Below are 26948 nucleotides of genomic sequence, written 5' to 3'. Positions count from 1 at the left end.
CCCCTATGGCTGGCAAAGCAACACTATCCAAACTCTGCTCCTTCACCCAGTCGATCTACGGCTGGGACGTAACGGATGCGGAGGCTCCGGTGCCAGCGGTGTATCATATCCTTATTGATGCCCACGGGAACCCCATTCCTCCAACCTCTACCCAATACCCTAAGAACGAAAGCAAGTTCGTAGGCGACGGGTCGGGCTTCATTCGCTCGTTCTATACCGATCAGGCGTTACAGCCGGTCAGTGTGGGCACGTTCGTCGTAGGGGGTGGCTTTAGTGGAACCACGAACAATACTTCCGGCATGGTCATACGCTCTGAGTACATCGCCTCAGCACGGCTTACCCTGGTCTTTGCCGACGTCAACCGGGACGAACTACCCCAGGTCAATCTATCCCCCGGATCGCTGTCCGTGGCGTGGCGGGACGGTCAACTGGGCCTGTCCGGTCTGTTTGCCGGAACGGCGGCGGATTGGAACGATGGGGTCTTTGAACTCGCCTCCTCCGGGGGTGCAGATCGCGCTACGGTCAACCAGGACGATACATCGGGGAAATGGCCCTACGTGAAGCTGCAAAAGCGGACACGGCTAAGCCAAAGCGACCCCTACGAACAACTCCCGGACACCTCCGCTGATGGGGTGGACTACTTCGACCTACCCATCACAACCCCCGGCACGGTGCGTAAACGCATCACCGGACTGAGTGGGGAGCTAGGGATTAACATAATCAAATTCTAGTGACCGAAGTAGCCCAATATACCGCCTGCCTGGAACCCTACGTGGGGCTGAAGGGCCTGTGTGAGGACATTCCCGGCGCTTACCTGGTCAATGACCTACCCGGTGTGGCCCTACGCACCTTTGCCCATACAGCTACCGAAGAAGATAAGACGGCGCGTGAACTGTTCCTACGCCTGCGCCGGTTAGCAGCAGAACAGGTAGCAGCCGACTTCCTGCACCGGCTGGGGGAGAAGTACGAGGTGGAAGAGGTGGCCGAGCGGCGAACGTTGGGGGATCTCGATACCAATAAGCTAGTCCCCGAAGGCGCGTTCAAGCTGGAACGTTACGCGCCCATGCTGCGGCTACGGCTCGACAAGCTGACGGTGTATGCTGACCGGCTGGGCAATGCTACCCTGACCCTCAATGGGGTAGAAACTACGGTGCTGCTTCAGCAGGGCTACAACGACATTGAAACCGATGTAACGGCCGATACCATTACCGGCTCCCTGGTGGGCGTAGACGGGCTGCAACTAGCCCGTACAACCTCCTACGGGCTGCGCGGAACAACGGCAAAGAGCACCGGCGCGACCTACGGGGCAGCGCAGCTTCACTACGTGGCCCTGTGCGATCAGATCGTGTGCGCCTTCGCTCAGTCGCTGGGTAGAGCCACCCGATTTATGACCGCTGCCCTGCTCATGCAGGAACTCGAATACTCCGACCGGGACAACCCCCTGGCGCGGAACGGCAAGGAAAGTGCGGGCCGGATCTACGCCAGCATCATGGGGACGCGCGACCCGGTGACCGACCTCAAGCACGACTCTAAATACTACCGCGAACTGTCTATGGCAGTGGCCCGGGCCAAGCTATCCGGTCCCTGCGTCAGCTGTACCGGACAGCGCATTATCGAATCAACTCCCTAGTAATGGCCTGTTCCTCCTGCGGCTCCAAAAAATCCAGCCGCCCCTCTACGACCTCCAAGACCTATTCCACGCAGGACGGTAAGACCGTCACCGTGGGGGGTAAGAAGGTCTATTCCATCGTCCCGGCTAAAAAGTAGCCCATGCCCTCTAACCGCCTAAACCTGAAAAAACGTGCGGCTAACGCTTCCCTGGCAGCGGCTAGTACCGCCTTGGGTAGTATGAAGCGGCGCATCTTCAATGAGGGCGAAGCAGAGGAGGGTCGCATTGGGCGATACCGCAGCCGGTCGTACCGCAAGAAGCGGCAGAAGGCCGGCCGGCAGGTAGACTATAAGGATCTCGAATTTGAGGGCGACCTGCGGCGAAGTATCCAGGTGGGCGCGCGGGACGACGGGGCCGTGATCGGCTTTACCAGCGTACACAGTCGCAGAATAGCGGAATACCAAGAAACGGAACGGCAAACAGGAAAAGACATCTTCGGCCTCAACGAAAACGAAATAGCTAAGGCGCGTAGGGCTTTCCTGCGTGAATACAGACGCACGAACTAATGGACGAATCACTACTGACTGACCTACTGGAACTCCTAGGCGAAGACTACCCGGACGTAAAGCTGGTGGAGCGCGCCAAGGAGGGCTTTGACGACCTGACGCGGTATTGCTACCTGCGCCCCGCTGCCACCGGTGACGGGGTGTATGAGTATGGGGCGGGGGAGAACGGAACGTGGCAGGCAAGTTACGTCGCCATAGCAGTGGATAACCGCCCCGGTATCAATTCCTTTACCCTGCTGAATCACCTCATGAGCCGCATCCGGTCCACGGGCGCTAAGGTGACTGAGGCAAGCCGGAGAAGTGAGGCGATCTATGCCCAGGAAACCGGCACGAAGCCGACGCGCGAAGTATGCTGTGTGGCCGTAGCATTTACCATTCACTTTGAACCCCGGCGAATCGTATGCTAGTACTTGAACTATTCGGCTACGCGCTACTGACCGCCTTTATCGTGCATTACGGCGTTCGGGTGCTCGACATTGCGCTGGATTACCCTAGCCCCCTATGGAAGGTACGCTACCACCTCGCCAATATTTACGGGCGCGATCGTACCATTCTGGTGGGGGAACAGCAATCCCCGGTAGCTGACTACCTACGTGGTGCGCTACGGCTGGCTCAACATTCCCCCCTCGCTGAAAAGGGAGCGGTTATGGAGCAAGCCTATAACGAAGTAGGGCGTATTGCCCCGGCCTTTAAACGCTATATCTGCCCATTCTGCCTATCCATCTGGATTGGAGGCTGGGTAACCCTCCTAGTCTTTCTTTTTCTCGTATATTTACACGGCGGATGGGCCATTGTCTACTTAGTAGCGGTCCATCCCTGTATTGGCGCGTTCGCCAAACTTTAGACATACCCCAGGGGGCGAAGCCAACCGGCTTACCTGGTGTACTGTAACCAATTTTCCCTTCATTACCGTGTTCCCCAGTGTGGGGAGGAGCAAACCCTCTTTCGCAGCAGCGATGCGGGCACCTACGTGTTCCGCTACGATTGGCTGGGCCAGCAGTGGTGTGAGGAGATCGAAGCCGGAGCGGATGAAGCCCTTACTCTTCAGGGCAGTTGGTTTAATGAGCGCGCTAAGGTGCTGGGCTACTTCACCGCCCCCACCGGCAACACCCTAACCCTTGACGGGATAAGCAACATTTTAGTCACGATCAACCCCAACTGCTAATGGTGGGGCTGACCACGGACGTGCGGCTATCGGTTCTGCTGGGCAACTTCAGCCCAACGGGAACCTCCGGCAACTACCGGGGAAAGGTCGCCACCGTGGGCAGTGGGCAGTACGGCGTGGCAGACATTGCTGCCGGCCATGTGCTGTACGATGCTACGGCCCTCTATGAGGTGCTGACCGTCACGCTAGACGCTGGACTAGCCGAACTGGACGTGCGCTACCTCGTGGGCAACGGTAGCACGGAGCGCAGCCCCCAGGGATCGCGCGGGCAGGTTACGGCCACCACAGCAGCCGGATTAGTACTTCCTACGCAGGACGGTTCCAACTACCTCAATAGCGAAGCCCTCGCTAAACTCCACGCCCATAACCTGCTGCGGATTCAGACCGCGATAACCACCGGCGGGTCGGGCGGAACGGGCTACGATGATACCGAACTACGCGCCATTGTGGACGACCACGAAGCGCGCATTGATACCCTGGAACAGAGCGGAGGAGTGACTAGCCTGCCCTTCGATTCTACCCGACCCATTCGCAGGCTCTTTACCGTGGGGCTGACCATTGGAGGGTCTACCGTACGCGACGTGCTGGAATGGATGTACTACGCGCCGCCTACGATGAGCCTAGCGCAGTCGCCTAGCACGGCCGTGGTGGAACGGGGGAGCTACACGCGCTACACCTTCACTGCAACGGCTGCTAACCCCTCTTCGGCTACCCTAACGAATGGCCGCATCGAGGTAAATGGCGCACCGCAGGCAACGTTTGGCGGCACGACCACCGGCTCCCTAGTCTTTGACTTTCGACCCAATGGCCCTAGTGGGTTTAATGCGTCCACCTACGCCCTACGCGCAAAGCAGGATTACAGCGGACAGGAAACCGGCACAGCCAGCAGCTCAGAGCGTAAGCTGACAGCAGTCTACGCCATCCTCTTCGGCATTAGCCCCACGGACCTACGCACGGAAGGAAGCCCCTATACCGCCCTGCAAAAGCTCATTGCTACAGAGGGCGATAAGAGCCTTACGGTCAACGGCTCCGGCTTCATCTACTTCCTGCTGCCTAATACCTGGGCAGATAAGGATTTAAGCCGCATTGAGGACGGCAACGGCTTCGATGTCACCGCCTCCTTCGACAAGTTTCAGGTCACGGTCACCACCAATAACCTGACCAATAATACCACCACCACCTACACGGGCTATAAGCTCAAGAACCTAACCCAGGCAGATAATGCAGTCTACTCGATTTTCCGCTAAGGCGCTGGCCTTCGTGTTTTTGCTGCTGCCCCTGCTTGGTGTGGCGCAGATCCGCATTCAGACCAATTTCAACCCCCAGATTGCCGACTTTCTGGACGTGCGGCAGCGCATTACTACCAAGGCAGATACGGCAGTGCTCAATGCAGGATTTACGCCCAATTACTTCATTACTACGGTTACTGCCACCGGGGAACGCCTGCGCAAGGAACCGGGCCTGGGCTGGGTGACGCTCACTAGTTCCTTCGACACCACCGGCCTAGCCACACGCAACTACGTACTGGCCCAGCTTGCCATCAGTCTTCAGGAGGCCAAAGACTATGCAGACGCAAACGATGAGGCCGGTGGCTCCGGCTCCTACGATGATAGCGCACTACAGGAGCGCATTGATTCGGTTATTGCTACGCGGTTTGACCCCACTGCGCTTCAGGCTCAGGTAGACGACAACACTACTGAGATCGCGCGCATTGATGCCAAGCCAACCTACAACGACAGCGCGCTTACTGCCCTGGTTTCGCGCCTCTCAGACACTACCGTAGTGCTACGCAGTGACCTTCAGGCGCTCATCGCGGCGGGCGGCGGAGGAGGCGGCGGCGGAGTGACCACCGGCGGCGGGCAGTTGGTCGTGGCGGCAACCTCGACCAGTAGGCCGAACTACTCCAGTGGTTCCTACAAAGTCCTGAGCTACAACGAGGAGGAATACGACCCAGAGGAAGTCTGGAACGGCAGCCGGTTTCAGCCTACGATAGCTGGGTGGTACAAGCTAGCTGGTGCGTATGGCGTGGAGGATGCGATCAACGAAATGGTCCTCACCTGGGGCGTGTTCAAGAATGGCGGGCTACACAAGCTGATGGCCTACCAACGCCCCGCCTTTGCGACCGGCAGCAGTGGCGTGCTCATCATTTCCGGCTCTGTTCCGGTCTACCTGAACGGTACGACGGACTTTGTAGAGCTGGAGCAGTTTCAGAACTCAGGGGCGAACGTTCGGGCGATAACCGGATATGGTAATTACGTCTACATCGAGCGCATGACCGGCGGCAGTTCCGGCGGCGGCGGCGCGGCCTACGACGATACGGAGGTACGTGCAGCCATTGAGCGTAACCTGACCTCCATTGATAGCCTGCGCGCGCTCAACCATGAAGCCCCCGACCTATCGGCCTACCTGACGCGGGCAGAGCTTCCCGATTCGCTGCAAGCTATGCGCGATAACCTGCTGGCTAATGGCGTAAAAATCGACAACAACACCGCTGCGCTACTTGGACTACAGGACACGACCAGGGCCCTGCGTACGGACGTAAACGACCTGCTGAACCGGCCTACCGGGGGTGAGACGTATGACGACAGCGAACTGCGCAACCGGGTCACGGACGCAGAAACGGACCTCAATGCAGCGCGCTCGGATATTGACGGTAATTCAGCCCGTGCCGCTGCCCTGGAGGGTTACCGACTTGCGCTGGATGAGCAGACCGATGTACTGACCTATGGCCCCTTCGGTGGCGTGGACTTTAGCTACTTCCGCACCCTGATCAACAGTGGCGGCGGCGGAGGGGCAGGCGCAAGCACCGGCCTGCCGGTCACACAGGACAGCCTGGAGGGGTTGAGCGGACCACAGTACGTCTACGTGAACAACACGGTAGAATTGACCAGGGACATTACCACCACCGCCCCCTACGCCATTGTAGAGTTTGGCCCTGCCGGTCAGATTACCGGGGCAGGGCGGGAGTGGACCTACACTGGATTCGTCAAGGCCGAACCCTGGCAGAACCTATTCCCTGACGCTACCATGCTGGTTAACCTTCGTCAGCGGGACGTCTATGCGAACTGGTTTGGCGCTACGGCAGACGGCCTCGTGAACGCAGAGTTCGACGTACTGAATGACAACTACACGAAGTCGTACAACGCCTACCGGCGCGCCGTCCTAGCAGTTACGGAGCGGGGCTTGAGCAATGACCCCTTCACCGTGCGATTCGATGCTACGGTGCCGGGTACGGCCTACGTCATGGGCGACGTGGACGAGTCAACGCGCCAGGGGTTAGCGCAGAACCTATATAATTCGACGGACCCCCGCTACGTCTTTAAAGAATCGAAGTCAGCTATTAAGGCGATCCTGAAGATGGATAGCCCCACCGGCACCATTGCCTTCATTGGCTCCAACGGTACGATCCGGGGCGGCATTTCCGGCGATTGGGAGAGTACGGTTATCGCCCTCCCCAACGAGTACTACAATGTCGCGGATCGCGACGCCTACAAAGCCCACGACTACGAGGTAACTGGTAAGACCACCCCCCTGGGAGATGCTAAGTCGCAGGAAGGAGCGGTCGAATACGGCGAATACGGCGAAGCAGGGTGGGAAGACGAACCCGACCGTGTAGCCGCTTTTGCTCTGGACCTGCCCGTCGGTAGCACCTTTATCCCCTTCAAGGGCAACGACTTTTCCGGCCGGTTCTCGGTGGGAGAACCTATCGTGCTAACGAATGGCGCACACAAGTTCGATGTGCCGGTGGGGTCGTACCGCATCATTACCAAGCTATCGAGCGCGGGTGTATTCATTGACGCGCCCCTAACGCGCGATTACAGCCTGAAAAACGCCAACACCTACGGTAAACTAGCGCAGAGCTTCGTTATGCCCGCCGAGGGAGCAACGGTAGAGGCGGTATTCGACCTACCCAACGAAGACGATGAGAGCCGCCCCGGAGCCATTCAGGATAAAATCTTCAACCTCGCCGGTGACATCTTTGAGCGCGTCGCTATCGGCACGAATGGCTACGTCATCCGCAACCTCGCCGGACAGGGTAACTCTGCCCCCGGAACAACCATCCCAGCCGGTACGGACCTGCTGAAGTTCCGCGCCATCGTTCCGGCCACCCGGCTGGTACAGAACTTCGTCGTGCGCGATATGACGGTCGTTGGACGGCGCGACGGCTTCCGCATGGGCAACCAGATCGGCAACAAGGCGCTCAACTTTCACCTCGCTCACCGGCAGCAGAACGTAACCTACCGGGACGGCCTTTCGCTATCCATCGACGGCGGGCGCGACTTCCTGTGGCGCAACGGTCTACTGACCACCGGCGTGGGGCAAATCGAGGGCGCACAGATCGCCCGGGGAACCCGCAACTTCTGGGTGGACAATGTGGACTTCTCCAACATCGGTATCGAGATCATCGAGCTATCGGACGGCTTTCGCTACACGAACGGTACGTGGGTGCTGGACGGCTCACAGAACACCAAGCCTTACTACCCTAGCCTAAAGTCGCTGCTGCAAATCGGGGGGTCAACCGGCAACCACATCTTCGAGGGGTCCACCTTCGCAGTCATTGGTGGTGGCTTCGTGAACACGTTCATGTCAGATGCCGGGATTGGCAACTGGAACACGACGCCGGGACGCGGCATGGACTTCCGCAACAATACGGTCCTGTTCACCGGGATCACCAATATGATGAGCCACCAGGGCAGCGGCTCCAAGATCACCGGCAACACCTTTATCGGGCAGACGCGCGGCCTGTTCGGTCAGTTGGGTGGTGCGCCCCGGCCCGGTGACCCGCTGGCCCTTTCGGGGGTAGACCGGGGAGCCATTAGCGCGCCTTCCTACGGTGGTCCCTTGCTCATGTCGGACAATCAATTCTACGTCGATGCGTGGCAGATCTTCGACCGCGCACCCCGCGCCCTAGTTGCCGATCAGTCCAACCGGATCGTGCGGCAGTGGGCCTCGGACACCGAACCGGCCAATGCCTACGCTAATGCAGGAACAGAGGGCGGACTAGTATCTGCCGGTAACGCAGGAGAACCTAGCTATGACGTGCAGATCGACCTACGCCTTACCGGCTGGGGCATTCTGGATAATAACCTGAATTACGAGGGGTCACTGTCTAGTGGCGATTACATGCGCTTCCATATTGACAAGCCGCGCGAATACATCAACGGTACGTGGGTGACGCAGGCCACCGATGAAGTGTTCTGTATTGGCGACATCTGTGCTACTGCTGCTAACCCGGACGGATCGTACAATGACCAACCCCTACGCGACGAAATTGCGGCAAATGAAGCGGCGGACAACGATCGGTCCAACTCCAACGAATTACAGCGCATTCTGCTACAGCAGGACAGCCTACTTACCCTGAGCCTTCAGGAGAACATAAAGGTCAACGTGGCCGAACTGATACGTCAGTTTGCGCCCCCCTCGGCGGATAATCAATCCCTATTCGCCGACCACCGCACGGATCGGGTATTTCTCAACATTGCGCGCGGTGGTGGAGCAATTCTGTTCCTGGCAGATTCTACGAAAGCCGGACTACTTAGCCCGGAGAACTTGGCTAAGATTGAAGACGCGGGATCAAACGAAGTATCTAGTATTTCGAGTTCGGGCACACTGACCAAAAAGCTCATTGTAACCCAAACGGCGGTGCCCAACATCGAAACGACCTTCACCGACCATGTGATTACCGGGGCGCTCTATGATGATGCGACCGAAGAGCTTCAGGTACAGCGCAACGGACTACCCAACATTAGCATCCCGCTGGCTACGCCCAACTTCTACCCCACTGCTGCCCTAGTAACCGGCACGACGGATAAGAAGATGGTGGTGTCCGTGGAGGGCACTAATAACTACGAAACGATCTGGAAGGACCACGTGGTAACCGGTGGCCTGTACGCCAATAACGAACTGCAACTGCAACGCTACGGGCTGCCGAACATCAGCATTCCCCTTACCCAGACGACCTCGCGCTACGTCAATTCCGGCACCGTGACCGGCACGACGGGTAAGACAGCCACCTTCAGCTACAACACGGGCGGCGGCACCTTTGACATGAACTGGAATGATGCAGTCGTTACCGGTGGCCTGTTTGAGGACGGGGAACTACGCCTTACCCGGCACAGTCTGCCCAATGTATCTATTCCCATCCCCACGGCCCCGGCGCGCTACGTAAAGTCTGGTGCGGTAACCGGCGTGCTGGACAAAGATATTACGCTTGCCATGGAGGGCGGTGGCACGGTCGTAGTCCCCCTGGTAGACGTAGCGGTGACCGGTGGGGTGGTATCCAATGGAGAATTGATTTTGACCCGCAACGGTACGACGAACCTGTCCATCGCGCTGCCGTCTGGCGAAGGCGCAGCGGATGGAAACAACTTCCCCACAGGACTTTCAGTCCTTGGCGGATACGGCGCGACCAAGACGCTGGAAATGACGCGCTCGGGGCTGGCCAAACTTACCGCTACCATTAATGACCGATACATCAACTCAGTAGCTTTTTCGGGCACCACCACCAAGACCTTTACCGGAGGCTTCAGCGGTGGCGGGGGGACCGCCACGGCTACCTTCTTAGACTACGTGGTAAACTCTGCTACCATGTCGGGCAATACCCTCATCCTGGGGCGTAACGGCATGAGTGACCTGACCGTAGTGCTGCCTAGCTCGGGAAGCACTACCTCAGATGGCAATAACTATTCGACGGGGCTGAGTATTACCGGCGATTTCGGAGCAACCAAGACTGTGGAAATTACGCGTAGTGGCCTTTCCAAACTGTCTGCCACTATTAGCGATCGTTACCTCACCGGGCAGTCAGTGACGGGAACAGCTACCAAGACTATTACCAATAGCTTCTCCGGGGGCGGCGGCGTAGTCACCAGCACGTTTACCGATAACGATAATCAAGACCTGACGGTAAGTGGCGCTTCTGCTGTGCCAGACATCGGCATAAATGGCTCTACCTCCAAGGTGAGCCTACGCGGCGGGACAAACGTCACGCTGGATAAGTCAGGTAGCACGATCACCATTAACGCTAGCGGGAGTGGTGGAACAGCAGATGGTAATACCACTGTCACCGACTTTGACGTCACAGGTAATGCAACCAAGACAGCAACCATCCAGCAGAGTAACGGGGTGAGCCGGACGGCTACGTGGACGGATAAGGTGCTGTCTCAAACGGAAGTAGATAACATAGCCCAAGCCCGGGGCTATCAAAAGGAGCAGCAAGTATTGGATTTAATCGAAGCGAACCGGCGCGTTTTCGGAACGCACACTGCCGCAGATAAATCTTTTAGCGGAAGTATCACGGGTAACCAGGAGATTATGATTACCCCCTTACCTGTCGGGCTATACACCATAGAGGTAGGCCTATATTTCAATGGGGGAACCAGTGCCGAATTTATAATAGACAGTAATGCCGGCTCGACCAATAATCAAATAAACTATGCAACTGCACTTCGCTACGCTCGAACGAACTTGAACGGCGACGTTACAGGGTATACCGGGCTTTACAATCCTTTTGATTATGACGAAGCGTTGAATGGGCCGATCATAGGCGTCTTTGAAGTCACTACTCCTACCAATATGGCGGTATACATTAAAACCAATGGTACTAGCGCGACCCTTCTTGAGAATAGCTATATGACTATTAAAAGAATAAACTAAAAATAATGAAATACCTCCTATACCTAGCCCTACTTACCTCCACGCCCCTACTGGCGCAAGTAGTAGACGTAACTGTAGAATCTCCCCTGCTCGATACTCTTACAGTCACGCAGGTAGCAGAGAAGCAGGTCGTATGCCAGGAGCGCGGTCACCTTTTGGTCAACGCACAAGTCACGCTCCTGGACTACCAGCCAACGCTAATTGAAAATGATACCGTAACCCTGCAAGTATATCAAAATCCCAATACGCGAATTGGCACCTGTCAACGCTGCCGGCAAGTGGTTTCCGAACCCCTGCAAACCCAGCCGGATACCGTCATTCTCTGGCGGCTTGAATAATTCATAAATCCACCACCTATGAAATACGCACTAATCACCCTGCTGTATATCCTTTCGCTGCCTATGGTGGCGCAAGGGGCCTTCTTTTTGGAGGACGGGGATTTGCCCAAGGTGACCACCCACATCATGCCCGAAGGCCGGGAGTGGCTAACGCCGGACGTGGTGCAGTGGGAGGAGCAGGTAGATACCATTCCCGTCACCCTGCCTAAGGTATCCCTGCTGCGTACTGACCGCCGCCCCATCCTTTCACCCATCAATCCTGAATAATGCTACCTACCCCCTATAACTACGTACTGATCGCCGTCTGCGTGATCGCCATTATTTACATCGTGCGGACGCTGTACACCACGTTCAATAAGCCCGACAATATGGCTCCGGTCGTCGGCCTCACTGTCCTTGCTCTCGGCCTCGCCTACCTAGCCTTCCTCCAATGGTAAAGCGCACCGTCAAACAAGGCAGCCACAACTACCGCCCCGGCTATGCAAAACGGTTCTGTCGCACGGGGAAGGGCTTCACGCTGACCCTATCGTTCGACGCAGGGAGTTGGTTCGACCCCACCGTGCGCGGCCCCCTAGCAAAGGACGGAAAGGACTGGAACAAGGCCGGAGGGATTACCACCCTAAGCATCTGGAAGCCGTCTACGTGGCTCAATAACCACTGTGCTGCCCTGGTAGTCTTTCGCCCCGGTGAGGTCGTAGGAACGTGGGAAATCGCCGCCTACGTGAACGATGAACAGGGCGGCTTTGAGGCCGAACGCCTAGGCACCTTCCAGAGCGGGGAAGAGGTCACTATTGACTGCCACTTCCACCAGGGGACAGCCCGCTACGTCATTGCAGAAGCTGCCGTCGTGCTCGACTTCGACCCCCAGCCCTTCCAGCTACCGATCGGCCCCTGGTTTGGTGGTAACCAAAATAGCCCCAATACCGGGGTGCTGTACTCCATTCAATCCACCCACTAATGCTAGGCAACGTACACGACGCATTCCCCGGAGCCGATAAGCTAGAAAAGCACTTTGAGCGCAAGCGCATTAAACGCCTTCGCCGGTTGGCCGAAAAGCTGAAGCGCGGCAAGATCACTCAGGCGGAATACGACGTGGAAGTAGAAGACCTGGATAACGCAAAAGACAACTGATGGCCTACCTACTCATCGCCTTCATCCTGCTGATGCTTACCCCGCCTGTCTTTAAGGGGCTATTTGATAAAGAATAAAAAACGAACTATGAAATACCTACTAATCGCCTTATTCGCTCTACCCTTCACACTGCCCGCGCAGTACACTATTGAATGGGACGTGGAGTACACAGTAATGGGAGGATGCCCAACACCAAAACCGTACATCGACCCCGTAACGCAGGAGGTGGTAGAGCCTACGTACACGAAATCAATAGCTTGTGTGCGAAAAGAAGAAAAGCACCTTTCCGCAAGCTTTGCCACTGAAGCAAAAATGTTGGCCCACGCGGAGGTGCTGAAAGGTGACCCACGGGTGGTGAAGATATACGGGATTGATTTGTCAGAAGTGCCCAGCGAAAAACGGGGGCGCGTGATTACGATGAATCGTCAGGGCGGAGATGCCCCAATTCAAATCAACCCGCCGAAGCTCCAGCAGACGAATTTCATAGGGTATGACACCACCCTAAATAGCTTCGGCGACACGCTACTATTCCGGGTGCCCCGGAATGGGTGCTGGCCTGCCAAAATCATTCCCAAGAAATAACTATGGCATACCAACGCACAGAACTCCCCCTACCAGATCTCGGCTTCGACACCTGGAAAGTGATCGCCCTGCTTGCTCCCAGGGTGGTAGACGCCATTATGAACCAAGTGGACCCGACGCCCGAAGTATTGGAACGTCGAGCAAAGCGCAGAGCACGCCGGGAGAAACGCCGGGAGGTACGCCGCGCACGTAAGGCGGATAAACGCTTTCGTAAGAACATTGAGGATGCCCATAAGGAATACCTCGATATGCTACGCGACGGCGAGATCGACCAGGCCACCTATCAACAGTGGAAGGACGAATTACAGGACGGAGCCGTATGGCGCGTAGCACCGGACGCCCCTAAATCCAAAGTAGAGTAATGCAGTCACCGCCCGTCATAACCACCTATGAAGGCCCGCACTACGAAACCGTGTACGCCAAGGTGCAAGCTATTACGCACTTCACCGTGTCGCCATCAAGCGAGCACCGGGACGATGACGGGGTGAGCGGTGACTTCGGTCACTGGATAGCTACGCGAAAGGCCAAGGGATATAATCTCGGTACGGCGGACCTAATCGGTGGCAATGGCGACATCTTCCAGGGCTTCCCCCCTGCGTTTTGGGCGCATCATATTGGTGCGCGGGCAGCAGACTTCCGGCGTTTTGGCCTGCCCAATATCAACCGGTGGCTCAACCAGCACAGCATCGGCATTGAGATTGACGGACTCGGACCCCTAGAGCCTGCCCCCGAGGGCGGCGGTATGTTTTGGACGGCTGTACCCACCTACCAGCAAAGCAAGTGGGTGAACCGTATCCGCATACCAGCCGGTCGCGTCACCTACTACCCGGACGGCTTTCGGGGCTTCCACTACTACGAGAACTTTACCCCTGCCCAAATACAGTCCGCAGAGCAACGCCTCCGCTACCACTGCTTCACCCACAAAATCCCCACCAACTACATGGAGGACCAGTGGGACGTGTCCCCCCGCGCCCTGGCCGGAGTTGCCGGTATCTGGTCGCACGTCTCGTACCGGGCAGACAAATCGGACTGCCACCCACAACCGGAGTACATCGCCATGCTGCAACGCTTGGCCCCGAAGAAAACTGTCGTGCCGGTCGCCCGCCCCATCCCGGAAGTCCCCATCGTATACACTGCTGCGGGCCTACTAGCTAACGAAATTGACCAACGCACCCGCGAATGGGTGCCACATATATAAATCATGCCATTCAAATCCATCATTGACGGCGCATTAAACATCTTCTCGAACCGGGGACTAGCCGGGTTAATTGCGCTTGTACTCATCATTTTAGCCTATATCCTGGCCCCGGAAGCGCGGACGTGGATACGCGAATCGCGGGAGCAGGACGCAAAGGACCGGATCGTTCGTATGGACTTCGCAGAGCGGCAGTACGAAAAGCTAGAAGCGCAGGTCGTGCGCCTGGAAACACGCGCCGACGTACAGAGCCTTCAGATCGCGCGGCTGACCGTACAGCTCGAAGAAGCCAGTGCGGGCGATAAGTCAGCACCTGTGGCTATTTGGCGGCTCACAAAGTACTTCCACATTGATGAGGTAAATGACGTGTTCGTGGACCTCATCCTGCGGCCCTACGGGATTACGCGGGAAGATGCAATCGGCAAGTCGTGGTCCGAGGTTTTTCGGGAGCACCCTCAAGCCCTAAGAGCTGCTGCGGAGTACGAGCAAACTGATGTAATGGTCCAACGGTCAGGAAAGCCCTACGTAGACGATTCACTCTACACCATCGCAGCGGACGGCTCGAAGCAGTACTGGCGCGTCACCAAATGGGCGGTATACGTGCGCGGCAACTTTCGCGGCATTAAGGGCGTGGCAACACCGCTATAAAAATCTAATCTGACCGGGCAGTTTCCCGGAGCACTTAAATCCCTATTCTAATGCAAGAATTGATTTCCCCCAACGGAGCCTACGGTATTGACGGCATCCTAGCTGTGATCGACACGGCAAACATTCTCTACGACGGCTACAAGAAAGTCAGCGCAGACGGCAAAGTAGACGTGACCGATGCCGGTATCCTCTTCACTGCCGGTCCTGCCCTCATGGGTACGCTCACCACCGTAGTCAGCAAGGCCGCTGACCTGGATGATGAGTTCATGGACCGGTCGGATGATGAGAACGCGCAGATCCTGGCCCGTGCCGGTCAGCGCATCGACAACGCTACGTACAAGAAGATCCTGTCCGGTCTGATTACCCTGTCGGACGGTATTGCCGAACTCATCAAGACCGATACCCCCACCGCCTAAGTGCATAGTGTGTTTGTTCATAGTTGATTGTTGGCCCCGCTCGGTTCGCGCCGGGTGGGGCTTTTAATGCCTGTCCCATGACCCAGCCCCAAATCAAAGCCCTCCTGGCCTCCAACACCCTCACCATGCGCGTTGCCGAGGAGCTAGTCGCAGCCGGGGTGTATACAAGCCTTCAGACAGCGCGTAAGGAGGTCGCAGGGTATCGTAAGCTATCCGGTATGATCGAGGGCCACCACGTCAGCGATGATGGCCGGCAGATGGAAACAGACATAGGTAAGGGGACGGCGAAGGAAGTATTCACGGTAGACAACCCACCCACCTGCCTGGAAGACGCACTCACTCAATCCCGGGCCGACCTTGACGTATGGGAGCTAGACAAGTGGGTGTGGAATCATTGGGCGGGGAGGTATCAAGTTAAGCTCTGGTTCAAACAGCGCGAACAAGCCGCAGAGGACGTTTTTGCGGGCCTCATGGACGCCTACCGCCTATCTGCACAGCGAACGCCCCGACCGGCAGCACAGGGGAGCGGAGTGGGTGTAGTGGCCCTAGCTGACTTTCACTTCGGCATGGATTACAAGGGCGACTATAAGAACGACCCCTTCAACGTGGACACCCTGACCGATACGGTGCGCCGGGTGGCTGATCGGGTAAATGTGATGGGGTATGAGGAGGTGCATGTGTGCTTACTTGGCGACTTCATTGAAAGCTTCTCAGGAACTAATCATGTTGACACATGGAAACACCTGTCGGAATACGGCTGGGAAGCAGTCAGGGGCGTAACCGAACTGATTCGCACCGAACTGATCGGGCGCATTCGCAACGTGAAGGCCGTCTACCTCGTAGCCGGTAACCATGACCGTACGTCCATGAAGAAAGACCTGGACCCCGATGGGCAGGCCGCAAAGATGGTAGCTGACCTACTGGATATGACGGTGGCCGTTCCGGTTCACTTCGACTACAAGCTGCTTAACCCTATTATTGACGGGGTGCAGTACATCCTGACGCATGGGGATAAAGGATTGAGTAGCCGAGATATGTTGGCGCTGACCCTAGAATATGGTAGTCAGCACCTGTACAACGTCCTGCTACAAGGCCACAACCACAGCCGCAAGACGGTTAAGGGCTACCGTCACGCCATTCAGGAGAATACCACCTGCCTGGAAGAGAGCAACGTTCGCAAAATCACTGTACCACCCCTAGTGACCGGTGGGGCGTACTCTGCTAGTCTTGGACGGCACAGTACAGCAGGGCTAACCATCATTCGCCGGTCGGGTAGGGGGATAGATCACTTGGATGCGGCAGCGTAGGCTAGATTGCTTCGCTCACTGACGTACTCGCTTAGATCAAACGATTCCATGCGCGCCAGCTTCTCATTAATAGCATCCTGTATAAAGGCCGACAACTGAGCGTGCATCTTGTCCCCTTCCTCCATGTACTGAAGCCTGCCCCAGGAACGTACCTCTACGTCTGCAATATGGTTGTGCGCTGCATCGAATATTTGGGTAGGGTAGCCGGGCGTGGATTTCACACCTCCAACTATTAGCTTTTGCTGTTTACGATTCATTGTTAAGTTATCTAAAGTTGATAGAGGCTGTGTGGTAAGTTTGGATACAGCGTAGGCCCAATAGACGCTACCCGGCAACCTTAGGGCTGCGGGTAGCTGGGTATTGGGCGCAATATCAGACAAAGACTACCACGTTAGCAATTTAGCCCGAGCCGCAAATCTTAGGCGGTCACTTGGATTATACATGAACGTTGACCTTTTTCATGCTCAGCCTATTGCGGGCAGGGGGTAGTTCCCACTGATGGTCTGATACTGCGCCCAATACTAGCTAGTCGTCCATGCTACGCACGGCGTCTACCCATAAGGTCAGGAACAAGGTTGCTGCATTCAGCCCGGACCTTATCCATTTCCTCTGCCCCGTACCCCCATAGGTCTCCATGGTTTACCCATTGGGGCCACGGACCTAAGTGGCCTAGCGGTAAATCTTGCCGCCCCTGAATATATTCTTTGAGTGAGTTGACTATCGCTCGACACGTGCCTCCATTTGTAAACCCCCGATTCCAATAGGGGTCATGCAGATATATTTCGCGCTTGGTGTAATCGTCTACGAAGTAGATGCGCCACCCCTTCATGATGAAGTGACCCGTGAAGTCATCCTTTTTATTGTAGAAAAATCTACGTCCGTGAGACGCAATCGCTTTTATGAATTTGTTTGCTATCTCGAGCCGATCTTCGGTGCTCATAAGTAGATGTAAAGCGCCCAATAAAGCAGCACCGTCAAGCTGCCCGTAGGGCTGGTTAGTGAATTGTTGTGTGACGGTGGGCAGCCTGCGTTGCTGCAAACATTATGTCTAAGCGCTGCGGGGTTGCAGATCAGATAGATTCGATGACAATCTTCCCGACCTGTCCAGGTTGTGAGCTGATGTTAAATTTCATGATGATCATTTCAGTGTCAAGACCATCGTCTAAAACAAATTCCTGGTACGACCGGCCGGTAAACTTTCGGACAGTGACGCGTTTCACAGCTTCAGTAAATGGAATTTCTAGCTTATCTATCGCATCCCGGAGAGCGTTAGCCTTTGCCTTTTCGATGTCGAATAGCACCTTGTTTAGGAGTACACCAGCGGCATCTAACGGCGGGCTCGTAGTAACTGTGTCTGGTTTAATTCTTGAAAGCTTCATAATCTGAATGATCTGCAACCCCGACAACGCCTAGCCATAATACTGTGGCTGCGCAAATTGCCGCATAAGGTTAATTAGTGATTTGATGTTTTTTGACGGCGGCAACTTCGCAGCCACCGGCATTGGGTCGCTATTTCGCCCTTCTGTAAAGAGTTTTGGCACCGTAATTTCCATGAGTTTCGCCAGCAAATAACTCTGCGTGCTGAATAAGTACGATGTCGCTATCTACTGGAAACTTAGTGTAATTTTCGTCCATGGTCAAATACAGTTCCGGCTTCAAATCCCCTTCTTCGTCAAAGTATTCGACGCCATCAATAGCGTTGCCTTCGCTATCAAATATCATGACGCCGTTAAAATAAACAGCACCCAATAAAGTGGCATCGTCAATATCCGCGTCAGGCTGGCTACTCTTCATCTTCTCATCATTCATATCAATCTATTGTAGCGTAAACACCCCGCACGGTGGCGTTGGGTGCGGTGGTTAGGGGATGGGGTTGTCGTGGATGTTGCCGGTGACGTGACGTTCCGATTTCAGAGTGAAGGACAGCTCGTGCCCAAGCAACTGCGCGAAAGGGATCGGAATTAATCGCATGTCTTCATAGTCAATGTCAGTCTCGCCCGTGACGCGTTGCCAGTCATGCAATGTGTCGAATAGTAGAGCAAAGCACCCCACCAGTTTGCCTGTGGACTCCTGCCTATCTATGTACACGACTGTTCCGCCGACCTCGAGTTCACACTCTCCTTCGCAATCGTAGAAGAAGTAGTAGTAAACGTCGTCGCCTTCAAATATCTCCCGCCCCTTCTCTGTCTCGATTCCCGTGCCGCGTTGCACAGTAGCAGAGTCTACTACGTGAAAATAGCTGTCTTCGGATAGGATTTGCCAAGTGTGCTGGGAGAGCAAGTCGCCGTGCGCCCACTCCCCGGTGTCCACCCGCTTGCCTCGAAATTTGATTGTGCGGTTCATAGCTATTGGAGTTGAATTAAGCTGTCGTAGTCAGAGACGCCTCGGACGTAGCCTCTTCCATGGTAGTTATCATTAGGGTACTCGTGCCCGTCTATCCTAATCACTTGATCGTCGTACTCCACCTCGTAGTCGATGTATGGATACAGCCAACAGCTTTCAGGAACGGCCATAGTTATTACTCCGTTGCTCACAGCAGATCAGTTAACCCCCACACCCACCCCGCAGCCAGTACGAGCGCGGAGAGGAACAGGGCGGTGAAAAAGAAGATTTTGAAGTGGTATTTGTGTGTCATAGTGTCTTAATCCAATACCTCATAGCCCTGCAACTCAATCGAAGTCAGGAAATTACGGCTATTCGGCGCGTTCTCGTAGCGACAGGCAATGCCCCAGCCAATAGCCAAGGGGCGTATGTCACGCACTGCTAAAACGATGCGAATGCAGCCCCCTCCGATGGGCTGGATGCGCTGCTGGGGGTGTAGGTCTGTTTGTTGCATGGTATGTTAAAAAGCACCCCCAGCCAATCACAACCGGGGGTGGAATCTCTCAGAATAAACTTAGTCGTTGGCGATGATCTCTTGGAGGAAGGTGCGAAAAGCTGCTTCGTCATGGACGCGGATGTTGAACCATGCGCCGTTGTGTTTGGGGTTAGTGTAGAAGGTCGAAACGGTATTGTGACGGTCTACGTCTGCCAATAGCAGGTAGGCCCCTAGAGTGTACTCTTCATTCGCATAACCTTGTGTTGATTTCACATAGCCGGAATCATAGGCGAATCCGCCGCTCCCCCACGCATCACTATCCCCCAACTTATTCACAGCAGCAGCCACCAACTCCGGGATGCTCTGCGCTACCTGGGGAGCCTTACCGAACACCCGGTTAAGGAAGGCCCGCTGTTCGTCGCTCTCTGCCGTAGCGCGTAGCTCTGCGACCTGCTCCGCCGTGAAGCTAGGCGCGTTGTGGTCGCCCGCAAACGCCCAACCTAGGATCTTCACCTGCCAGCCTTTACAGACTAGCCGTAGCCCTTCGGCGAGTTGTTCGGGGGTTAGGGTGTGGGTTGCTTCGGTGTGCGTTGCTTCGGAGGGGGTGATGCGCTCTAGCATTTCGGGGGTCCAGTTGTAGTGGCTACCTATAACCGTGACCTTGGTATCTCTTTTAGACTCGACAGTGAGGGTCTGCCCCAGAAAGGGGCGCATCTTCGGGGTAAAAACGTCGCCTCCGTACCGCCCTACCTTCAAATCCCCCCGGACCCGGACCTGCATACCCACTTCCAGGTCTGCCATGGTGAGGGCCTTGGTTTGGTAGGCGGGGTCTAGCTTGCAGTAGCGGAAGCCCTCTTCTAGCCCGTTTGATTTAGCTACCCGGTGCGGCCACGTCATGCGGCTAAGGTATCGCTCATACGTTGCGGTAACCCAGTCCTGGTGGTCGCGATCCCGCACCAACACCCGATCACCTTGCTTAAATTCGCTCATAGTCGTTCGTTTTACTACCCCGACCCCGTGCGGACAGCTACGGGGTTAAAAGCACCCCCGACCATACGCCGGGGGTGGAAAATGTCTCTCTACTTGAAAACCATGCTCTTAAGCAGCTACGGGGAAACCGTCAGATACCCGGGAAGCTGCGTGAATGTCGAAGATGTACAGGCGCATATACTGGCCCTTGCTTTTGGTGGCGCGGAGTGCTGCCCATTGTTCGGGCTGGACGCCGAAGTAGGCGTATAGGCTGCCGTCGTGAAACTGCACGAACAGGGTGTAGGCAGCGCGTAGGTAACCCATGTGGCTCATCATGGAGCTTTCTACCGGTTGAAGTATCGTGGGGAGGCTACGCTGGCTAGCAGGCTGCATATCGCGGGCAGCAGATTGGCGTAGGGCTTCAGCAGCTACTTCGCGGCGTTCCAGCCACAGACAGTAGCCGTACCAGTCTGCTTCGGTCATGTCCTCTACTACTTCATCGAAGGTGGTGGTAGTGATGTAACCGTTGTCGTCGCCGGCCTCTGCGTAGACCGTAGTTACATCCAGGTCATCCCCGAAGTCGTAGCCCTTGCTGTCTTCCAGGTAGTCAGCGAGATCATCAGAAGTAGTGCGGGTGTAAGTCTTGCTGTCCAGGCTGGTCTTAGCGATACCGTTAGAGAAGCAGTAGTCGAGGGTAGTGGGAATATTCATGGTGTGTTGTTTGATGTAGTACAAATATACACTCCATAGTTGGCCCCTGCAAACTTTACGCACTATGATTTACAAAAAAAAGACCCCACCGGTTAGGGCAGGGTCGGAAAATAGGGGGCCGTAGCCCCGACATCAAACAATACTATGCTTCTAGGAATGCGAAGGCACCCTGTTCGTTGGCCTCCGGTATGGTCACGTCTAAGCAGTCTTTTGCCCAGCGTACAATGCAGTCGATGTACTCCATCATTTCCACCGTCGATAGTCGCTTCGTGCTAGGGGGAAGTGTGACCAACTCCCCGTTCATGTCGGCGACCTCGATACCGTTACTGAGGTGAAGTCGCTTCATAGCGTGGTGTACCCATTCCTGGTGCTCTGCGTTGCTGGATTGTAGGTCGTTGCCCAGGTCGATGAACCCGTCTAGCACGTAGGGAATGACGACCGACCAATAGTAGCGGTTCTGCTGGCTGCTACGTTGGCGCTTTTCTGCCTTGAAGGTGACGCAGATCCGCTTACCCTCAAAGTTGGCGTGAACCTCCTTGCGTAGCCGCTTGGGTAGGTCGATCAGTCCGTTGGTGACCTTTCCGGTATAGGTTAGGGTGGTGGGCATGGGTTAGGTAGTAGTTGCCTTCGCATCTCCGTTCAAGGGAAGCTCAACCTCCGATTCTCGGCCGCTGGTATAATACTGGGCGTGGTTAAGGTTGATGTTCATACCATTCTCTACCCTGTCGCGGGCAGTTTCCGTCCGGTTGCTAACGTCTACACGCTTAACAACTTGGTCGTCTTCATAGCGGATTATTTCAATGTAGTGTTTCATCATTCTAGTTTTAAGCAGCCGTAGCCGCTGGTTTGTTAATATTCATCCGTCTCGGGAAACTCGCAGTTATCACACCGCCAGCCTTCCCCGTTCATATTCCGGTTACTCCCGCACTCCATGCACACCTTTTCCTCCATGCCCTGCGTCATAGGCCAGCCGGTCAGGCGGTGGATGTACTGACATGCCGCACAATTGGCGTCCAATGACAGGCCGAACGCTGTGGGGACAAGGCATAGCCCTAGGCTGTCGTGCTTCGCTGTAAGTAGCTTTCTGACCGTGACACTGTTAGCTCGTTGCTTGTCCGTTTGCGGGAATGGTGGGGTGATTGTGGCGTCCATTGGTGGTTATTTGGCCGGTTCGTTAATACGTGTAAATGCCAAAGTCCTCCGAGGGCCAAAAGTCATACGACTTGTTCCACTCCCCCAACGCAATGCACCGCTCGAAGGCGTCCATGGTGCGCTCTAGGCCGTCCCAGGCTTGGCGCATGGTTACCTCCGTTAGCTCGGTGACGCTTACGTGTGCGTCGTTATCGTAAGCCACCAGGAAGTAGGGTAAGTTTTCGCCCGGACCAATGGTGTAGAGTGCTGCCTGAAGGGGGTAGCGCAGGGCCAACATCTGCCGGTGGAACCTACGCGGGGTAGCATCAGACGTCTTCTTGTAGTCCGCGATGAACATTTCGGGTACGTACTTATCGCGCGCACCCCGCCACGTCCAGCCGAACGCCTCGAAGGATAGCCGATGCTGGTTGATCCCTTCCGCCTCTACAATCCAGCGACTAGCCGGGTTGGTGTGTACTGCCTCGGCGATGACCTTGCATCGGTCCATGGCCTCCGTAGTCATGAAGGTGCGTGTGTCCATCTCTAGGGCAGCGTTCACTACCTCCGACCGGTCCTTCCATGCAGGAACGTCAATGCCCAGAAACTCGGCGTAGGCTTCTACCCCCACCTTAGAGCCTAACGAGCAGTCCGGGGGCAGTACGGCGAACTCCAGGGGTACGCGCTCCGGCTCCGTCAGTAGGTAGTCTACCAACTTTCCTTCCTGCATGGCGGGGGTGGGTTCGTGCTTTTCCAGCTTGTAGTCCACGAAGTGCCGCGGGCTTTCCATGAACTTCTTGATGCTCGAATAACTCAGCGTGATCTCCCGGCGCTCAATCGCTGCGATCAGTTCGTCGGCGTGTTCGTAGGTCGTGCGTACCATTAGGCGGACTGGCTTGATAGCTCCTTGCGGCGGGCCATGATTGCAGCAGGGATGCCGGGAAGGGACTTGTGCTTTAGGTAGAGCTTACCCAGCGTCGTAGAATCTGCCTCAGCGATTGCTGCCATGGCTTTTTCGGCCTTGCTTTCTTCTACCGCCACCTGCGTAGATCCTGGCACGTAGTCGGGGATGTCGTCTTCCGCCCGGTTGAGGTCACGCCCAAAGATGGTGCCAAAACCCTTCACCGCGTTCTTGAACGCAAAGGCTTTAGCTGCCGGAGCGTTCTTTTGTAGAGCGTTGGTGTACTTCGCATCCAGGTCCGTAATGCTGGCCCCCTTCTTTTGCTGAATGGGGACAGAGCCGATGCCGGTGCGGGTGATCCACTGCCGCGCTACGGGGTGGTATACGGCGACTTGGACGGTGACGACGTACTCATTGCCTACCACTTTAGTGTCGGTCGTCTCGGAGGTCCACAGGCCATAGTACAGTTCATCCAGCTTCATTTCCAGGAAGGGGATGGGCAGGTACTTCGCGCCTCCGGCCAGCTTGTTGATGTTGATCGCGTCCGCCGGGGGTTGCCGGTTGAGTAGCTGGTAAAAGTTCTCCATTGCGCCCCCCTCAATAACGGGAAGGGCAGCCGTGTGGGTAGTTAGTGCTTGTGACATAGCTCGTTTGATTTAATCGGTTGTGATGGTGGTGAGCACTCCGGCCTTGGTGAGGGCGGCACGGGGAATAGACGCCAGACGCGATTCCCAGTGGTCTTCAGCGAATTGCCGGCACTCCTTATGAAAGTCAGCGTCAAACTCTTCGTAGTGATCTGCCCCTTTCCGGTAGTGCATATTGTAGGCTTCGCTTTCAGCCATGTCGATGATAGCTTCCACCAAGTCAGGCGCAGCAGCCATGAGTTTAGCATTAGCAGTGCGTACCTCAACCGCCTCAGAAAAGCGGGTGCCAACTAGTGTTGGCACGATCGCTTCGGCAAGATGCCCGTGCTCCCCTGCATTGATACTGGACTTGTGTGTTCCCTCGACCATCCAAGGCCCGGGCGTGTAATTCTTCTGCATAATTGTTTGATGTTTAGCGGGGCTGACCGACATAGCCAGCCCCTAAGCGGAGTTTGACAGGACCGCCTGTGAATGAATGATAGTATAGGTTATTGCCGTTGCCGTCCGCTGCTAGGCTGTACTAAGAGGAACAAGCTCCACATGCCTAAACAGGCCAGGGGAACAAGTGCGAGGTAGGTCAGCAGGGACATAGTGGGTTGTTTGATGTTCACCAAAGTTACACTCCATAGTTCGCACCTGCAAACTTTATACACTGTCTCTGCAAAAAAATACCCCGCTGCCTGGGGAGGAGCGGGGTAGGGGAGGGTGTGTAGATTAGCTAATCGCCGACTTCCTTATAGTGTTCCACCCCTTCCTTCAATTCACCGCCCCATTCATCTTTGTACGGATGCATGAGCCTCAACATGGCATCCCATAAATCATTGCCGGACTCCCATTCATTGAATACCATCTGCGTAGCCTTACCATCCGCATCGTAGAAGACGGTGCAGTCGCAGGTGTGGTTATGGTGACAGTATAGGGTGAGGTCTTCTGTAATTGCATGCGGCCCCTCGCTGGCATATTGTGTTTTAACTTTGGTGTGGCTCATGTCTGTGATTTAGCCACCACATCTTATTTAATGTGAAAGGCAGTGGTGAAATGTGGGATGGTGTTTGTTGGAAGCCCAATAGACGCTACCCGGCAACTTTAGGGCTGCGGGTAGCTGGGTATTGGGGGGCAATCAACCCTGACACTCCGCAGAACAGCGAATGTCGCCGGGTCGAATGACTTGCATCTCTGCCCCGCACAATGGGCAATTGGCAGGCGCAACGGTTCCAAGGCCGTCCGATACGGTAGTGCCGTCGTCCGACCAATCTTCGTCCCGCTCGAAGCAGTCCGAGGTTTCGTACACAGGAATGGCGTCGAAGCGACATCCGCCAGAGACGAAGGGGTAGCCTTTCTTGTAGCCCTCCAGTAGGTGATCCTGCGGGTGCTCTTTCTTCGCTGCCGCCTTTTTCGCCTTCATAGCGGAGCGGTAGGTCTGGTCGTAGGGACTTTCGATGTCTACCACGGCCAACTTCAGATTGGAGTAGTGACGGACCTCACCGGGGCTGGCGAGGTCCGTCACGCGAATGATGAATTTCATTAGGCTTCTTCAAGTTGGTGAGCGCCGCGCAGGGTTTCAAGATCGGCGATGGTCTGAGCATCGTCGCCGGTTTCGCGCTTCACGTTGTGCAGCTCGATGTAGGTGCTGCCGTCTTCGTGCACGTAGATGGTAACGGGGGTGTCGTCGGCAACGTTGGTGTACCCGTCATTCTCGAAGTCCCAACCTAGTTCCTGCATATCGAAAGCGGTGGCGGTGAAGGTGCGGCCGTTAGCGTTGGCGGCGGTAATGGGGGCGGTAATGGGGGCGGAGAGGAAAGTAGCGGTCTGCATGGTTGGATTATTTAAGGTGGGCAACATCGCCCGTTCCCTTATAATACAAATATACGCTCCTTGTGTTCACATATGCAAGCCAAAAGAGAAAAAAGATAAAAATTACCTCGCCCAATACCGCGCCAGCGTACATGCTGCGCACGTCGCCGGCACTCACATTGGGCGCAACTAAGAAAAGCTGTATTTTCTAAGGCGCTTAACGATCTTGCGCAAGTCTTCCATTTTGTCGCCAAAATCAAAGACGGCGGGCTGCTTACTCTCCCACTCTATGTTTTTGTACTCTTCCGTTTCCTTTTTGCCCGCACGAGCAAGTTGTGCCATCCTTTTTAGTTGAGATGTCCTTTTGTCTATCTCTTGACACTTCTCATCCATTTCAAAAGCTACTAAAGCTAAATCGTTGAGATGATCTTGTTTTGACTTTGCCATATTAAATAAAACTGCGCATAATAACTCAACCACGACAACCGGGCGAAGTAGAGCCATTAGCAGGGTTAAAGTTCTTGACACGCCCGGCTGCGTGGTTCGTTGTCCATTAGCCCTACACCACCTCCCTTCCCTCATCCAGCTCAAACAACCGCAGCCGCTCGATCAACCGAATAAGCTTCGTGGGGTAGTTAGGGTCAGTAGCGTAGCCCGCCTTACTCAGTCCCTTAGCCCATCGTTCATAATCGTTGGGGTCCAGCTTGAACAGGGAGCGGTAACGGTCTTTCTCGGCTAGGCACTTGGAGTGATCGCGCCAGCTCTCCCAATCTGAGGCGTAGATCCTGAAGAAGTCCTTGTGGTGGTCGTCATTGTGATTGGTGCAGTGGCCCTTCCCGCACGTTTTGGAGAAGCACTTGATGCCAAAGTTGTTCCTGGACTTCCGCGCCAGGGTGCTCGTTCCTGCACCACTCTCCAGCAGTCCCTGCGCCATGGAGATGCTGGCGGGAATGCCGAATAGCTCCATCTCTTTAATCGCTGTGGCCTGAAACCGCTTCACGTAGGCGCGCTCTGCGTCATTGTTCCACTTAGGAGCGGCTACGGGCGTCTCTACCACGCGATCAGTACGTAAAGGGGGAAGGGGAAGCGCTGCTGCCTCTACTGCGTTAGTACGTGGCTCTGCGTCCTGCACCGGGTAGGTGTAATACATAGCACATAAGGCCAGGGTAGTAAGCAGTAGCGCGATGCGCTCCCAGCGTAGGTGGGAAGCGAGTACCCGGCGTTCGCCCCGGTACACTTCAAAGCCCAGGCCAGTGCCGGAGCGGTAAACGTTATTCGTCGAATCCATGGTGCCGTTTGTCTATGACGGCGGTCCTGTCGGGTGTAAAGATAGGCCATTTTTTGACTTCCCTAACGTTTATAGTTGATTTTTT

The 26948-nt window shown here is 55.6% G+C and carries 36 protein-coding genes; 20 read left to right on the top strand and 16 right to left on the bottom strand.

Going from position 1 to position 26948, the window contains the following annotated elements:
* The first annotated feature begins 5 nt into the window (after positions 1–5).
* The 20 genes from MJQ68_RS17695 (at position 6) to MJQ68_RS17605 (ending at position 16610) form a co-directional block, all read left to right on the top strand.
* Complete coding sequence (locus MJQ68_RS17695; protein WP_238752500.1) at positions 6–731, top strand: hypothetical protein; 726 nt, start codon at positions 6–8, stop codon at positions 729–731.
* A complete protein-coding gene (locus tag MJQ68_RS17690; RefSeq protein ID WP_238752499.1) occupies positions 731–1630 on the top strand; it encodes a hypothetical protein in 900 nt (299 codons plus the stop codon). Before MJQ68_RS17695 ends, MJQ68_RS17690 begins: the two co-directional genes overlap by 1 nt.
* Positions 1631–1632: 2 nt before the next feature.
* A complete protein-coding gene (locus MJQ68_RS17960; RefSeq protein ID WP_264759020.1) occupies positions 1633–1767 on the top strand; it encodes a hypothetical protein in 135 nt (44 codons plus the stop codon).
* A 3-nt stretch (positions 1768–1770) separates the two neighbouring features.
* Positions 1771–2175, top strand: a complete 405-nt coding sequence (locus tag MJQ68_RS17685; protein WP_238752498.1) for a hypothetical protein — start codon at positions 1771–1773, stop codon at positions 2173–2175.
* Positions 2175–2582: a hypothetical protein gene (locus tag MJQ68_RS17680; protein ID WP_238752497.1), complete on the top strand. Its 408-nt coding sequence runs from the start codon at positions 2175–2177 to the stop codon at positions 2580–2582. The genes MJQ68_RS17685 and MJQ68_RS17680 overlap by 1 nt, the downstream gene beginning before the upstream one ends.
* Positions 2576–3019 (top strand): hypothetical protein, encoded by a 444-nt coding sequence (locus MJQ68_RS17675; protein ID WP_238752496.1) that lies wholly within the window; start codon positions 2576–2578, stop codon positions 3017–3019. Before MJQ68_RS17680 ends, MJQ68_RS17675 begins: the two co-directional genes overlap by 7 nt.
* 36 nt (positions 3020–3055) lie before the next feature.
* Entirely contained in the window at positions 3056–3340 is a 285-nt protein-coding gene (locus tag MJQ68_RS17670; RefSeq protein ID WP_238752495.1) for a hypothetical protein, read from the top strand.
* Positions 3340–4587, top strand: a complete 1248-nt coding sequence (locus MJQ68_RS17665) for a hypothetical protein (protein ID WP_238752494.1) — start codon at positions 3340–3342, stop codon at positions 4585–4587. Before MJQ68_RS17670 ends, MJQ68_RS17665 begins: the two co-directional genes overlap by 1 nt.
* Positions 4562–10993 carry an autotransporter outer membrane beta-barrel domain-containing protein gene (locus MJQ68_RS17660; protein WP_238752493.1) on the top strand — a complete coding sequence of 2144 codons (6432 nt, stop codon included), beginning with the start codon at positions 4562–4564 and terminating at the stop codon, positions 10991–10993. Before MJQ68_RS17665 ends, MJQ68_RS17660 begins: the two co-directional genes overlap by 26 nt.
* Positions 10994–10998: 5 nt before the next feature.
* A complete protein-coding gene (locus MJQ68_RS17655) occupies positions 10999–11331 on the top strand; it encodes a hypothetical protein (protein WP_238752492.1) in 333 nt (110 codons plus the stop codon).
* An 18-nt stretch (positions 11332–11349) separates the two neighbouring features.
* Complete coding sequence (locus MJQ68_RS17650; protein ID WP_238752491.1) at positions 11350–11598, top strand: hypothetical protein; 249 nt, start codon at positions 11350–11352, stop codon at positions 11596–11598.
* Complete coding sequence (locus MJQ68_RS17645; protein ID WP_238752490.1) at positions 11598–11768, top strand: hypothetical protein; 171 nt, start codon at positions 11598–11600, stop codon at positions 11766–11768. The genes MJQ68_RS17650 and MJQ68_RS17645 overlap by 1 nt, the downstream gene beginning before the upstream one ends.
* Positions 11762–12289, top strand: coding sequence for a hypothetical protein (locus MJQ68_RS17640; RefSeq protein WP_238752489.1), 528 nt, complete (start codon positions 11762–11764; stop codon positions 12287–12289). Before MJQ68_RS17645 ends, MJQ68_RS17640 begins: the two co-directional genes overlap by 7 nt.
* Positions 12289–12462 (top strand): hypothetical protein, encoded by a 174-nt coding sequence (locus MJQ68_RS17635; RefSeq protein ID WP_238752488.1) that lies wholly within the window; start codon positions 12289–12291, stop codon positions 12460–12462. The genes MJQ68_RS17640 and MJQ68_RS17635 overlap by 1 nt, the downstream gene beginning before the upstream one ends.
* An 87-nt stretch (positions 12463–12549) precedes the next feature.
* Positions 12550–13044 (top strand): hypothetical protein, encoded by a 495-nt coding sequence (locus MJQ68_RS17630; RefSeq protein ID WP_238752487.1) that lies wholly within the window; start codon positions 12550–12552, stop codon positions 13042–13044.
* Positions 13045–13046: 2 nt separating this feature from the next.
* Positions 13047–13406 (top strand): hypothetical protein, encoded by a 360-nt coding sequence (locus MJQ68_RS17625; protein WP_238752486.1) that lies wholly within the window; start codon positions 13047–13049, stop codon positions 13404–13406.
* Complete coding sequence (locus MJQ68_RS17620; RefSeq protein WP_238752485.1) at positions 13406–14242, top strand: peptidoglycan recognition protein family protein; 837 nt, start codon at positions 13406–13408, stop codon at positions 14240–14242. Before MJQ68_RS17625 ends, MJQ68_RS17620 begins: the two co-directional genes overlap by 1 nt.
* A gap of 3 nt (positions 14243–14245) precedes the next feature.
* Positions 14246–14887, top strand: a complete 642-nt coding sequence (locus tag MJQ68_RS17615) for a hypothetical protein (RefSeq protein ID WP_238752484.1) — start codon at positions 14246–14248, stop codon at positions 14885–14887.
* A 50-nt stretch (positions 14888–14937) separates the two neighbouring features.
* Positions 14938–15303 (top strand): hypothetical protein, encoded by a 366-nt coding sequence (locus MJQ68_RS17610; protein ID WP_238752483.1) that lies wholly within the window; start codon positions 14938–14940, stop codon positions 15301–15303.
* A gap of 77 nt (positions 15304–15380) precedes the next feature.
* Positions 15381–16610 (top strand): metallophosphoesterase, encoded by a 1230-nt coding sequence (locus tag MJQ68_RS17605; protein WP_238752482.1) that lies wholly within the window; start codon positions 15381–15383, stop codon positions 16608–16610.
* Here MJQ68_RS17605 and MJQ68_RS17600 read toward each other — a convergent pair.
* From MJQ68_RS17600 to MJQ68_RS17525, 16 genes are all read right to left on the bottom strand, one after another.
* Positions 16589–16831: a hypothetical protein gene (locus tag MJQ68_RS17600; RefSeq protein ID WP_238752481.1), complete on the bottom strand. Its 243-nt coding sequence runs from the start codon at positions 16829–16831 to the stop codon at positions 16589–16591. The two genes, MJQ68_RS17605 and MJQ68_RS17600, sit on opposite strands and share 22 nt — an antisense overlap.
* Before the next feature lie 849 nt (positions 16832–17680).
* Entirely contained in the window at positions 17681–17989 is a 309-nt protein-coding gene (locus MJQ68_RS17595; protein WP_238752480.1) for a hypothetical protein, read from the bottom strand.
* Between the two features lie 130 nt (positions 17990–18119).
* Positions 18120–18419, bottom strand: a complete 300-nt coding sequence (locus tag MJQ68_RS17590) for a hypothetical protein (protein ID WP_238752479.1) — start codon at positions 18417–18419, stop codon at positions 18120–18122.
* Positions 18420–18470: 51 nt separating this feature from the next.
* Positions 18471–18953, bottom strand: a complete 483-nt coding sequence (locus tag MJQ68_RS17585; protein ID WP_238752478.1) for a YopX family protein — start codon at positions 18951–18953, stop codon at positions 18471–18473.
* 298 nt (positions 18954–19251) lie between these two features.
* A complete protein-coding gene (locus tag MJQ68_RS17580; protein ID WP_238752477.1) occupies positions 19252–19446 on the bottom strand; it encodes a hypothetical protein in 195 nt (64 codons plus the stop codon).
* 60 nt (positions 19447–19506) lie between these two features.
* On the bottom strand, positions 19507–20325 hold the full coding sequence (locus MJQ68_RS17575; protein ID WP_238752476.1) for a hypothetical protein: 819 nt from the start codon (positions 20323–20325) through the stop codon (positions 19507–19509).
* 201 nt (positions 20326–20526) lie between these two features.
* Positions 20527–21108 (bottom strand): KTSC domain-containing protein, encoded by a 582-nt coding sequence (locus MJQ68_RS17570; protein WP_238752475.1) that lies wholly within the window; start codon positions 21106–21108, stop codon positions 20527–20529.
* A gap of 142 nt (positions 21109–21250) precedes the next feature.
* A complete protein-coding gene (locus MJQ68_RS17565; RefSeq protein ID WP_238752474.1) occupies positions 21251–21715 on the bottom strand; it encodes a hypothetical protein in 465 nt (154 codons plus the stop codon).
* A 567-nt stretch (positions 21716–22282) separates the two neighbouring features.
* Positions 22283–23119 carry a PD-(D/E)XK nuclease-like domain-containing protein gene (locus tag MJQ68_RS17560; protein WP_238752473.1) on the bottom strand — a complete coding sequence of 279 codons (837 nt, stop codon included), beginning with the start codon at positions 23117–23119 and terminating at the stop codon, positions 22283–22285.
* Entirely contained in the window at positions 23119–23781 is a 663-nt protein-coding gene (locus MJQ68_RS17555; RefSeq protein ID WP_238752472.1) for a hypothetical protein, read from the bottom strand. Before MJQ68_RS17555 ends, MJQ68_RS17560 begins: the two co-directional genes overlap by 1 nt.
* A gap of 12 nt (positions 23782–23793) precedes the next feature.
* Positions 23794–24180, bottom strand: coding sequence for a hypothetical protein (locus tag MJQ68_RS17550; RefSeq protein WP_238752471.1), 387 nt, complete (start codon positions 24178–24180; stop codon positions 23794–23796).
* Positions 24181–24499: 319 nt separating this feature from the next.
* Positions 24500–24769 (bottom strand): hypothetical protein, encoded by a 270-nt coding sequence (locus tag MJQ68_RS17545; protein ID WP_238752470.1) that lies wholly within the window; start codon positions 24767–24769, stop codon positions 24500–24502.
* A 132-nt stretch (positions 24770–24901) separates the two neighbouring features.
* A complete protein-coding gene (locus tag MJQ68_RS17540) occupies positions 24902–25306 on the bottom strand; it encodes a hypothetical protein (RefSeq protein ID WP_238752469.1) in 405 nt (134 codons plus the stop codon).
* Positions 25306–25596, bottom strand: coding sequence for a hypothetical protein (locus MJQ68_RS17535; protein ID WP_238752468.1), 291 nt, complete (start codon positions 25594–25596; stop codon positions 25306–25308). The genes MJQ68_RS17540 and MJQ68_RS17535 overlap by 1 nt, the downstream gene beginning before the upstream one ends.
* Before the next feature lie 168 nt (positions 25597–25764).
* Complete coding sequence (locus MJQ68_RS17530) at positions 25765–26079, bottom strand: hypothetical protein (RefSeq protein WP_238752467.1); 315 nt, start codon at positions 26077–26079, stop codon at positions 25765–25767.
* Between the two features lie 55 nt (positions 26080–26134).
* The gene (locus MJQ68_RS17525; protein ID WP_238752466.1) at positions 26135–26863 is read right to left on the bottom strand and encodes a glycoside hydrolase family 73 protein; all 729 of its coding nucleotides are present in this window, start codon (positions 26861–26863) and stop codon (positions 26135–26137) included.
* Positions 26864–26948: the final 85 nt, after the last annotated feature.

Origin of the sequence: Neolewinella maritima (assembly GCF_923081025.1) — a bacterium.
Lineage (GTDB): Bacteria > Bacteroidota > Bacteroidia > Chitinophagales > Saprospiraceae > Neolewinella > Neolewinella maritima.
The sequence above is the reverse complement of the archived record's forward strand: the minus strand, read 5'-3'. Positions and strand labels throughout refer to the sequence as shown.